We start from the raw sequence: 2,613 nt of genomic DNA on the forward strand, positions 1-2,613 counted from the left end.
GGCGAGCAGGGCCGTGGCTTTGCCGTGGTGGCCGACGAAGTACGCAAGCTGGCCGAGCGCACCAGCACCGCCACCGCACAGATAGCCAGCACGGTGCAGGCGGTGCATGCCGATACCGCCGCTGTGGTGCAGGGCATGCAGGCCATGGCACCGCAAGTGGCCATGGGGGTGGACATGGCAGCACAGGCTGGCGAGGCACTGCAGCAAATCAATAGTGCATCCGCGCTGGCGCTGGACAAGGTACGCAGCATTGCCAGCGCCACCACCGAGCAAAGCCAGGCCAGTAATAGCGTGGCGCAGAACATCGAGCAGATTTCCGGGCGGATGGAGGAGTCCGGCCACGCTGTTGCGCTGGCGTGCCAGCATGTGGCGCAGCTGGAGCAATTGACCGAGGCGCTGCACCAGTCGGTCGCCCGCTTCCAGGTGTAATGTCTCCGGCACCGGTCGGGAGCGGGGCAGGCGGCTTGCTGATCAAAATGGACTGTGTTCAAATCCGGAACAATATTCAGCAAGGGAGATGACATGGCAGGCAGTATGGAGCGTTCGCTGGCAATTCTGGAATTGCTGGCCCGTAATGGCGGGCAACTGCCGCTGCATGTCATTGCCGACACCCTCAACATGCCGCGCAGTGGCGCCCACCGCCTGCTGGCCATGCTGATCGAACAAGGCTATGTGCGCCAGCATGCGGAGAAGGGCGAATACCAGCTATCGCTCAAGCTGGTGTCGCTGGGGCTGATTTACCTGTCCACCAGCGGCGTGGCCGATGTGTCTCAGCCCATTCTGGAACACCTGGCGCGCAGCTCGGGCGAACTGGCACGGCTGGGCATCATCGAAAACGAGCTGATCACCTTTGTGGCCAAGGCGCAGGGCGCACGCTCCGGCCTGCGTTACGACCCGGACATGGGCAGCAATCCACCGCTGTTTTGTTCGGCTAGCGGCCCGGCCTGGCTGTCGCGACTGAGCGACGAGCAAGCATTGCAGATTGTCGCGCGCCAGGGCTTTGGCAATGGCCATGACTACGGCCCGAATGCGCCGCGCACCATTGCCGCCTTTCTGGCGGTGCTGCATGCCACCCGCACGCGTGGTCATGCGGTGGCGGTGGATAGCTATGAACCGGGCATGACCTCGCTGGCTGCGCCCATCATCCATCCGCTAAGTCAGCAGGTGGTGGGCGTGGTGACGCTGGCCGGCCCCACCAGCCGCATTCCGGCTGAGCGTCTGCCGGAGCTGGGCCTGCTGTTGCAGGATGCTGCGCATGATCTGGGTGCGGCCTCGCTCGGGTCACCTTACTTCAAGTCCTGATTCCTGCTGTTTTTTTATTGATGGCCCGCCAGTCGGGCCATTGCCATTCATGCCCTCAATATATAGCAAACTGCTATATCTGCTAGAGCGATCGTGCTCTTTTTTAATGCCATGCGCGGGAACACAATCCTCGCATGCAAACCTCTATCCCGACTCTGTTCATGCGTGGCGGTACTTCACGCGGGCCTTTCTTCCTGGCAGACGACCTGCCGCAGGATCAGGCATTGCGCGACCGTGTGCTGCTCGCTGTCATGGGCTCGCCCGACCGCCGCCAGATTGACGGACTGGGTGGAGCACACCCGCTAACCAGCAAGGTTGGCATCATCTCGCGCGGCAGCCAGCCCGGTGTGGACCTGGACTTCCTGTTTGCCCAGCTGCAGCCGGACAAGGACACGGTGGATACCACCCCCAACTGCGGCAATATGCTGGCGGCGGTGGTGCCGTTCGCGCTGGAGCGCGGCCTGGTGACGGCGCAGGGCGAAACCAGCACCTTCCGTGTGCTCACGCTCAATACCGGCATGCAATGCGACGTGACGGTACACACCCCCGCTGGCCAGATTTGCTACGACGGCGAGGCCCGTATCGACGGCGTGCCCGGTAGTTCTGCCCCCATCACCATCAACTTTCTCGATACCGCTGGTTCGGTGTGCTCCGGCCTGCTGCCCACCGGCAAGGTGAAGGACGCGGTGCAGCTGGATGGCGTGGGTGAACTGGAAATCACCTGTATCGACAACGGCATGCCGCTGGTGATGCTGCGCGCGGCCGACCTGGGCCGCAGCGGCTACGAAAGCGTGGCCGAGCTGAATGCCGATACCGAACTGAAAACCCGGCTGGAAGCGCTGCGCCTGCAATGCGGCCAGCTGATGGGCCTGGGCGATGTCAGCAAGAAAACCTATCCCAAGATGTGTCTGATTGCCGCGCCGCGTGATGGCGGCAGCATCAGCACCCGTTGCTTCATTCCGCACGTCTGCCACGACGCCATCGGCGTGCTGGCGGCGGTGACCGTGGGCACCGCCTGCGTACTGGAAGGCTCGGTCACCGCCGGCATCGCGCAGATGCAGTCTGGCCTGCGCCATCTGGTATCGGTGGAACACCCTACCGGCGAATTCTCGGTGGATCTGGAACTGGATCCGGCCAACCCGCAAAACGTCATCCGCGCGGCACTGCTGCGCACCGCACGGCTCATCATGCGCGGAGAGGTCATGATTCCCTCCGCCATCTGGAAAGGACAGCAAGCATGATCATCGACATCCACGGCCACTACACCACCGCCCCCAAGGCGCTGGAAGACTGGCGCAAACGCCAGATCGA

Annotated in this window: 3 protein-coding genes; all 3 read left to right on the forward strand. The window is 63.1% G+C overall.

The window, feature by feature from the left end; all coding sequences use genetic code 11:
• The coding region (locus tag EAY64_RS05085) for a methyl-accepting chemotaxis protein (RefSeq protein ID WP_233566466.1) at positions 1 to 429 on the forward strand (429 nt) is incomplete at its 5' end.
• Positions 430 to 522: 93 nt separating this feature from the next.
• Positions 523 to 1,302 carry an IclR family transcriptional regulator gene (locus EAY64_RS05090; RefSeq protein ID WP_103523707.1) on the forward strand — a complete coding sequence of 260 codons (780 nt, stop codon included), beginning with the start codon at positions 523 to 525 and terminating at the stop codon, positions 1,300 to 1,302.
• Between the two features lie 134 nt (positions 1,303 to 1,436).
• A complete protein-coding gene (locus EAY64_RS05095) occupies positions 1,437 to 2,543 on the forward strand; it encodes a 4-oxalomesaconate tautomerase (protein WP_103523708.1) in 1,107 nt (368 codons plus the stop codon).
• Positions 2,544 to 2,613 lie beyond the last annotated feature (70 nt).

The organism is Aquitalea palustris, assembly GCF_003693445.1.
GTDB lineage: Bacteria > Pseudomonadota > Gammaproteobacteria > Burkholderiales > Chromobacteriaceae > Aquitalea > Aquitalea palustris.